The organism is Pseudoduganella sp. RAF53_2 (assembly GCF_052113985.1).
Taxonomy (GTDB): Bacteria; Pseudomonadota; Gammaproteobacteria; order Burkholderiales; family Burkholderiaceae_D; genus Rugamonas.
The window spans coordinates 1-3,529 of the sequence record NZ_JBFRDW010000631.1 but is presented as its reverse complement, the minus strand read 5'-3'; the positions used below and the strand labels follow the sequence as shown (position 1 = coordinate 3,529).

At 63.5% G+C, this 3,529-nt stretch carries 4 protein-coding genes; all 4 read left to right on the top strand.

Translation table 11 applies throughout. The features are described from left to right. Positions 1-112 precede the first annotated feature (112 nt). On the top strand, positions 113-916 hold the full coding sequence (truA, locus tag AB4Z11_RS26755; protein WP_442028879.1) for a tRNA pseudouridine(38-40) synthase TruA: 804 nt from the start codon (positions 113-115) through the stop codon (positions 914-916). Between the two features lie 8 nt (positions 917-924). Further along, positions 925-1,617: a phosphoribosylanthranilate isomerase gene (locus tag AB4Z11_RS26750; protein ID WP_442028878.1), complete on the top strand. Its 693-nt coding sequence runs from the start codon at positions 925-927 to the stop codon at positions 1,615-1,617. Beyond that, positions 1,601-2,842, top strand: a complete 1,242-nt coding sequence (gene trpB / locus AB4Z11_RS26745; RefSeq protein ID WP_442028877.1) for a tryptophan synthase subunit beta — start codon at positions 1,601-1,603, stop codon at positions 2,840-2,842. The genes AB4Z11_RS26750 and trpB overlap by 17 nt, the downstream gene beginning before the upstream one ends. 13 nt (positions 2,843-2,855) lie before the next feature. Next, the coding region (trpA, locus tag AB4Z11_RS26740; protein ID WP_442028876.1) for a tryptophan synthase subunit alpha at positions 2,856-3,529 on the top strand (674 nt) is incomplete at its 3' end.

Here is a 3,529-nt window from a genome sequence, read left to right as displayed (position 1 = left end):
GCTGGATGAAGTGATCCGTGGCGGCAGCGACGACCAGGTTGCCCGTGCCTCGACAATGCGCGCCCAGCTGGGCTAAACGTTATAATCCCCGCTCGCAGAACGGGGAGTTCAATTGAAACGCATTGCATTAGGGGTCCAGTACAACGGTGCCGAGTGGCTCGGCTACCAGATCCAGCCGCACGGCCAGACCGTGCAGAACAAGCTGGAGGAGGCGATCGAGAAGTTCGCCTGCGTCAAGATCGGCACCACCTGTGCCGGCCGCACCGACGCAGGCGTGCACGCCCTGAGCCAGGTGGTGCACTTCGACACCGATCTGATGCGCGAACCGCACGCCTGGGTGCGCGGCATCAACGCCTTCCTGCCGGACTCCATCGGCGTGCGCTGGGCAAAATATCTGCCTGACGCGCCCACGCCTGAGCAGGAATTCCACGCCCGCTTCAGCGCCCGCTCCCGTACTTATCACTATCTGCTGTTCAATCACCAGGTGCGTTCGCCTTTGCTGGCGGGCCGCGCCGGTTTTTGCCATCGGCCGCTGGACGTGGAGCGCATGCGCGAAGCGGTCAAGCCGCTGATCGGCACCCACGACTTCACCGCCTTCCGTGCCTCCATGTGCCAGGCCAGGACGCCGGTGAAAGAGATGTACGAGATCGGTATCGAGCGCCACGGCGACATGATCCTGTTCACGCTGCGCGCCAACGCCTTCCTGCACCACATGGTGCGCAATCTGGTTGGCTCGCTGATCTACGTCGGCCAGGGCCGCGAAGACACCGGCTGGCTGGGCAGGCTGCTGGCGGGCCGCGACCGTACCGTGGCCGCGCCGACCTTCATGCCAGACGGCCTGTATCTCGCCAAGATCGAGTACGATGCCAGGTGGAACTTGCCGTACGAAGAGCCCCGCATCCTCCCCGCTTTCTAGGAATTGCCATGTCCCGCACACGCATCAAGATCTGCGGCCTGACCCGCGAAGAAGACGTCCTTGCCGCCGTTGCGGCAGGCACGGATGCGGTCGGTTTCGTGTTCTATCCGAAAAGCCCGCGCTACGTGACGCCGCAGCGCGCCGCCGAGCTGATTGCGCTGTTGCCGCCGTTCGTTACGGCGACTGGCCTGTTTGTCAACGCCAGCGCGGAGGAAGTGGCGGCCACCGTGGCGGTGGCGCCGGTGTCGCTCCTGCAGTTCCACGGCGACGAAACGGCGGAGCAGTGCGCCGCGGCGGCGCAGGCGGCCAATCGCGCCTTCATGCGCGCCTTCCGCGTGAAACCGGACACCAGCTCCGGCGAGCTGTTAGAATACGAAGCACAATGCCGCGCATCCAGCCGGCTGTTCTCGGGCCTTCTGCTCGACACCTTCGTGGATGCATATGGCGGCGCAGGAAAGGTTTTCGATTGGTCTCTCATTCCAAAAGATCTCGCGCATCGGGCCGTTTTGAGTGGTGGCTTGAGCGTTGCAAATGTGACTGGCGCGGTTGCCAGCGTTCGCCCGTACGCGGTTGACGTCAGTAGTGGCGTCGAGCGCGCCAAGGGCATCAAGGACGCCCGCCTGATCGCGGAGTTCATCCGCGGCGTGCGGGCAGCCGATGTCACTATTGAAAGGTCACAGCCCCATGAAAACCCCAGTTGACGCTGCACCAGCGCACCTGTTCCACGCATCCACCTATCATCTGCCGGATGCCACTGGCCACTTCGGCCCTTACGGCGGCTCCTTCGTCGCCGAAACCCTGAGCTACGCGCTGGCCGAGCTGCGCGAAGCCTACGACAAATACAGCAAGGATGAGATCTTCCTCGAAGAGTTCCGCTACGAGCTGAAACACTTCGTCGGCCGTCCTTCGCCGATTTACCACGCCAAGCGCTGGTCCGAAATCGCGGGCGGCGCCCAGATCTTCCTGAAACGCGAAGACCTGAACCACACTGGCGCGCACAAGATCAATAACGTGATCGGCCAGGCCCTGCTGGCCAAGCGCATGGGCAAGAAGCGCATCATCGCCGAGACGGGCGCGGGCCAGCACGGCGTTGCGACCGCCACCATTTGCGCGCGCTTCGGCCTCGAATGCGTGGTGTACATGGGCAGCGAAGACGTGAAGCGCCAGGCGCAGAACGTGTACCGCATGAAGCTCCTCGGCGCGACCGTGGTGCCGGTGGAGTCGGGCTCCAAGACCCTGAAGGACGCGCTGAACGAAGCGATGCGCGACTGGGTTACCAATATTGAAAACACCTTCTACATCATTGGCACCGTGGCCGGCCCGCACCCGTACCCGATGCTGGTGCGCGATTTCCAGTCGGTGATCGGCGAGGAATGCCTGGTGCAGATGCCGGAAATGACTGGCCGCCAGCCGGACTACGTGGTCGCCTGCATCGGTGGCGGTTCCAATGCGATGGGTATTTTCTATCCTTACATCGACCAGGCCAATACGCGCCTGATCGGCGTCGAAGCGGCAGGGGAGGGGCTGGATACCGGCCATCACGCTGCCTCGCTGACCAAGGGCTATCCGGGTGTCCTGCACGGCAACCGCACCTATCTGCTGCAGGACGATAACGGCCAGATCATCGAAACGCATTCGGTGTCCGCAGGCCTGGATTATCCGGGCGTGGGACCTGAACACAGCTATCTGAAGGACTCCGGCCGCGCCGAGTACGTGTCGATTACCGACGACGAAGCGCTGCAGGCCTTCCACGACTGCTGCCATATCGAAGGCATCATTCCGGCGCTGGAGTCGTCGCACGCACTGGCCTACGCCGTGAAGCTGGCGGCCACGCTGCCGAAGGATAAGATCATTCTGGCTAACCTGTCGGGCCGCGGCGACAAGGATATGCACACCGTCGCCCAGCGCGCCGGCCTGCAGTTCTAAGGAGGCTACGACTATGTCCCGTATCGCAGCTACCTTCGCATCGCTCAAAGAGCAGAACAAGAAAGCCCTCGTCACCTTCATCACCGCTGGCGATCCCGGCCCCGAGCAGACCGTGCCCCTGATGCACGCCCTGGTCGAGGGTGGCGCCGACATCATCGAACTGGGCGTGCCTTTCTCCGACCCGATGGCTGAAGGCCCGGTCATCCAGCGCGCCTGCGAGCGCGCGCTGGCAAAAGGCGTCGGCATTCGCGACTGCTTCGAATTCGTACGTGAATTCCGCAAGACCAATAGGCACACGCCGGTGGTGCTGATGGGTTATGCCAATCCGATCGAACGCATCGGCGCTGAAGCCTTCATCGATGCCAGCCGCAGCGTGGGCGCGGACGGCGCCATCGTGGTCGATTATCCGCCGGAAGAGTGCGAGGAATTCGCGGGCAAGATGCGCGCCGCGGAGCTCGACCTGATCTTCCTGCTGGCGCCTACCTCGACCGAGCAGCGCGTGCAGCAGGTGGCGCGGGTCGGTAGCGGATTCAGCTACTATGTCTCGCTGAAGGGTGTCACCGGCGCAGGCCATATTGACACCGCCGAGGTAGCTCAGCGTATTGCGGCGATCCGCAAGCACGTGTCGCTGCCGATCGGTGTCGGTTTCGGTATCCGCGACGGGGCAACCGCGCGGGCGGTTGCGGA